Raw genomic sequence first — 4,587 nt, forward strand, 5'->3', positions numbered from 1 at the left:
CGCCACCCGCATCCGCCGGATCGGGAAGCGGGCCTCAAGGGCCCGGCCGAAGACGTACAGCATTTTCCTCGACCGCGTCCTGGTGGACGACCAGCTCGCCCCGGTGGACCTTCCCGTCGAAGCCCCAGTGGTTCATCCGGATCAGCCGCAGCCGCTCGGCCGGCACCGGGCACCCGGGCCGCATGCTCGCCCCCAGCTTCCCCGCCGGTACGGCCGACACCTCCGCCACGAGCGCCGCCGTGGCGGCCGGCACCGGCCGACGGGGCCCCTCCCTCCCGGAGGGCGCGCAACCGGGCGCCGCGCTCGCGCACAGCACGGCGACCGCGGTCAGGGAGGCGGAAACGGGGCGCGGGGGGCGCACCCCGCCCACGCTACGGTTCGAGGTCCCCGAAGACCTCCAGGGGTACGCCGTTCGAGGGGCCCTGGAGGGTCTGCTCCGACCAGATGACCTTGCCGTCCGGGGTGTACCGGGTGCCCCAGTGCTCGCTCAGCTGTGCCACGAGGAACAGCCCGCGGCCGCCCTCGTCCGTGGTCGCCGCGTACCGCAGGTGCGGGGCGGTGCTGCTGCCGTCCCACACCTCGCAGGTCAGCGCGTGGTCGTGGAGCAGCCGGACCCGCACAGGAGGCACGCCGTGCCGCAGGGCGTTGGTGATCAGCTCGCTGAGGATGAGCTCCGTGGTGAAGGCGAGCTCCTCCATCCCCCACTCCTCCAGCTTGGCGGACGCCAGGTTCCGCACGACGCCGACCCCGCTGGCCCTCGGCGGTACGTCCCACTGCGCGACCCGGTCGGGCCCGAGGGTCCGGGTCCGGGCGATCAGCAGGGCCACGTCGTCGGTCGGCCGGGCCGGCAGCATGGCGTCGAGGACCGCGAGACAGCTCTCCTGCGGGTCCCGGTCCGGGTGGCTCAGCGCATCCCGCAGCAGTTCCAGCCCCTCCTCGATGTCCCGGGTCCGCTGCTCCACCAGCCCGTCCGTGTACAGCACCAGCTGGCTGCCCTCCGCCAGGCGCAGCTCGATCGTCTCGAACGGCATGCCGCCCAGCCCGAGCGGGGGCCCGGCCGGCAGGTCGACGATCTCCGTGCTGCCGTCCGGGGCGACCACCAGCGGCGGCAGGTGCCCGGCCCGGGACAGGGTGCAGGCCCGGGACACCGGGTCGTACACGGCGTACAGGCAGGTGGCGCCGAGCATCCCGCCGGCCCCGTCGGTGTCGTCCTCGTCGATGCGCTGCACGAGGTCGTCGAGCCGGGCCAGGAGCTCGTCCGGCGGCAGGTCGAGGGAGGTGAAGTTGTGCACCGCCGTACGCAGCCGCCCCATCGTGGCCGCGGCGTGCAGCCCGTGCCCGACCACGTCCCCGACGACCAGGGCGACCCGGCCGCCCGGCAGCGGGATCACGTCGAACCAGTCCCCGCCCACCCCCGACTGCGCGGGCAGGTAGCAGTGCGCCGCGTCCACGGCGCTCTGCTCGGGCAGGCCGCGCGGCAGCAGGCTGCGCTGGAGGGTGACCGCCAGGGTGTGCTCACGGGTGTAGCGGCGGGCGTTGTCCATGGCCACGGCGGCCCGGGCGACGAGCTCCTCGGCCAGCGACACGTCGTCCTCGTCGAAGGGCTCGGGCTTGCGGGCCCGCCAGAAGTTGACCACGCCGAGGACCACGCCCCTGGCCTTGAGCGGCGCCGCGATCAGGGAGTGGATCCCGTACTCGATGATGGCCTTGGCCCGGCGCGGGTCCTGCACGCGCCACCCCGGCGCGTCGGTCAGGTCGGGCACCAGCTCCGTCCTCCCCGTGTCGTAGCCGCGCGCCTGCGGGGTGGTGGGCTTGAACTCGATCAGCCGCCCGAGCGGGTACAGCGGGTGGTCGGGCCGGATGCCGCTGACCGCGGTGCGCCGCATGTCGGAGCCGGGGCCCGGCTCCTCGCCGTCGAGCACCGGGCCGGCCAGGTCCACGGTGACGTAGTCCGCGAACCGGGGCACGGCCACGTCGGCGAGCTCCTGGGCGGTCCGCTCGACGTCCAGGGTGGTCCCGATGTCGCCGGTGGCGTCGTACAGCAGCCGCAGGCGCTTGCGGGCGGCCTCGGCGCGGCCGGTGAGGACCTGCATGTCGGTGGAGTCGCGGATGGTGACGGCCGCGCCCTCAGGCCGGCCGCGCGGATGGGTGGGCCGCTGGTTGACGACGAGCAGCCGGTCCCCGGCCTCCAGCACCTCGTCCGTGGCCACCCGGCCCGACCGCAGCAGGTCGGCCATCCGGCTGTCCAGGCCGGGCACCTCGTCGATGCGGCGGCCCTCGGCCTCCTCGGGCAGCCCGAGCAGCCGCTTGGCCTCGTCGTTCGCCAGGACCAGCCGCCCGTCCCCGTCCGTGATCACCACCCCTTCGCGGACGGAGTGGAGCACCGCGTCGTGGTGCTCGTACATCCGGGTCATCTCCTGGGGGCCCAGCCCGTGCGTCTGCCGGCGCAGCCGGCGGCTGGTCAGGGCGGTGCCGGCGGTGGCCAGGGCCAGGCCGGTGGCCATGGCCAGCAGGATCACCGGGAGCTGGCGGTCGAAGGCGCCGCTGACGTTCTCCACGGTCAGGCCCGCGGACACCAGCGCGACCACCCGGCCGTCCGGCGCGGTGACGGGCACCACCGCCTGGATCTCCTTGCCGAGGGGGCCCTGCACGCTCTCGGTGTGGACCCGGCCGGCGAGGGAGGGCTCGATGTTCCCCACGAAGCGCTTGCCGATGCGGTCCGGCTGGGGATGGCTGTAGCAAATAAAAGATGGTGTCCATGACGACGATGAAGTCGACCCCGGCGGCCTTGCGGGTGACCTCGGCGAGGGGCTGCAGGGTGGCGGAGGGGTCCGGTGTCCGCAGCGCCTCCTGGAGGTCCGGGGAGTGCGCGAAGGTCTCCGCGACGGCGACCGACCGGTTGCGCGCCTCACGGTCGACGTCGTGGCGGGACTGCAGGAGCAGCGCCAGGAGGGCACCGGCGGCGAGCAACACCACGATCGCCACCTGAAGGACGAACACCTGTCCGGCGACGCTCTTGAATCCCTTGCTCAGGGGTGACCGCACCGAATTGCCCGGTACGGCTGGCGAGGAAGGGTCACGTCCCCAGTTGTAGCACCTGGGGCCCCTCCGGCGCCCGGCGGAGCGCGCCGCGCGCGCCGCCGGTCGCCTCGGGTGGGGGCGGTTTCCCCCTACCGGCCCTGTGCGGCGGCCGCCTGGGCGGCGGTCGAGGGGATGCCCGCCGGCGTGGTGCCCGGCGTGGTGCCGGCGCCGGGCGCCGTGCCGGGCGCGGCCTCCGGCTCGCAGGTGACCTCGTCGCGCGGGGTGTAGTGCGTCTTGTACTCCTCGCGCTTGACCTCCTGGCCGTTCGTGACGAACACCCGGCCGACGGTCACGTCGAAGCCCTCCAGGGGCGTCTGCACCTCGCACTTCGGCCCGGCGGCGTTGATCTTGGCCGGCGGAACGACGTTGGTCCGGGGGCCCTTGGTCGCGCGGACCTCGTCGTACTTCTTCGTGCCGAGCAGGGTGATCGTCAGGGAGGTGTCCGTCGAGGTGGCCTTCACGTACACCGGGTGCCCGGAGTCGTTGAGCCAGCGCAGGTCGAGGCTGCCCCAGGCGACGGTGGCCTCCCGGCCCTCGGGGTAGCGCTCGATGTAGAAGGAGTGCGCGCCGTGCTCCAGGGGCTTGAGGCCCGCGAAGAACATGGCGTTGTACATCGTGGTGGCGACCGCGGAGACGCCGCCGCCGGGCGACTTCACGTAGCGGCCGTCGTTGATCATGATCCCGTCGACGAAGCCGTTCTCCTTGGTGCGCTCGCCGACCGTGCGGTTGAAGCTCCACTCCTTGCCGGGCATGACCACGGAGCCGTTGATCAGCTCCACGGCGCGCCCGATGTTGGTGGTCCGGTACGGGGCGGCCGGGAACTGCACGGTGAAGGAGGACATCTGCTCCTTGATGCCGAGGCGCCGCACCTCGGCGTCGGTGAGCTCCGGCTCGACGGCCTTGGTGGCCACCTCGGCGCTCCGGTCGGCGCCCGAGCGGGTCAGCGCGGGCAGTACGGCCCGGCCGAGGGCCTCCCCGGTGACCTCCTGCCCGGCGCGGCTGCTCTGCGCGACCACCACGCGTCCGGCCGCGTCCACGTCGAGCGCGGCGTCGCGCGGCTGCCCGGCGGCCTCGGCGACGGGGCCGGCCACCGCGGGGTCGGCGAGCAGGGCGTCGGAGTCCAGGGCGGGCACCAGGCGGCCGCCCGCGTCGGGGCTCATCTCCAGGTGCTCGCCCAGGACGGCGGGGCTCACGGGTATCCGCGTACCGGCGACGCTGAGGGTGACCGGCCCGGACACGGCGGGTGCGGCGAACTCGCGCAGGGCCCGCCCGGTCTCGTCCGCGCCCACGCGCGGTTCGGTGCGGGTGACGGGCAGGGCGACGGGGGTGCCGGCCGGGCGGAGGTAGGCGTCCCGGAGGGTGCCCAGGGCCTGGTCGCGGACCAGGGTGACGCCGGTGCGCGCGGGGACGACCTGGGGCTCGCCGGCTTCGAAGGCGATGGACCCGTCGCGGACCGCCTGGGTGGTGTCCGCCACCAGCCGGTCGACGCCGGCCCGGGCCGCCTGC

The 4,587-nt window shown here is 74.5% G+C and carries 3 protein-coding genes and 1 pseudogene; 1 reads left to right on the forward strand and 3 read right to left on the reverse strand.

The features are described from left to right. Positions 1 to 34: 34 nt before the first annotated feature. Entirely contained in the window at positions 35 to 253 is a 219-nt protein-coding gene (locus SSNG_RS40510; RefSeq protein ID WP_241695173.1) for a hypothetical protein, read from the reverse strand. Between the two features lie 118 nt (positions 254 to 371). Beyond that, positions 372 to 2,949 (reverse strand): annotated as a pseudogene (locus tag SSNG_RS32205) (SpoIIE family protein phosphatase). Here SSNG_RS32205 and SSNG_RS44330 point away from each other — a divergent pair. After that, a complete protein-coding gene (locus SSNG_RS44330; RefSeq protein WP_241695290.1) occupies positions 2,866 to 3,039 on the forward strand; it encodes a hypothetical protein in 174 nt (57 codons plus the stop codon). The pseudogene SSNG_RS32205 and the gene SSNG_RS44330 sit on opposite strands and share 84 nt — an antisense overlap. Before the next feature lie 131 nt (positions 3,040 to 3,170). Here the strand turns inward: SSNG_RS44330 and SSNG_RS32210 are convergent. Further along, positions 3,171 to 4,587: VanW family protein (locus SSNG_RS32210; protein WP_128637268.1), on the reverse strand; the 1,417-nt coding region annotated here is incomplete at its 5' end.

The sequence above is a fragment of the Streptomyces sp. C genome (genome assembly GCF_000158895.1).
GTDB classification, from domain to species: Bacteria; Actinomycetota; Actinomycetes; order Streptomycetales; family Streptomycetaceae; genus Streptomyces; species Streptomyces racemochromogenes.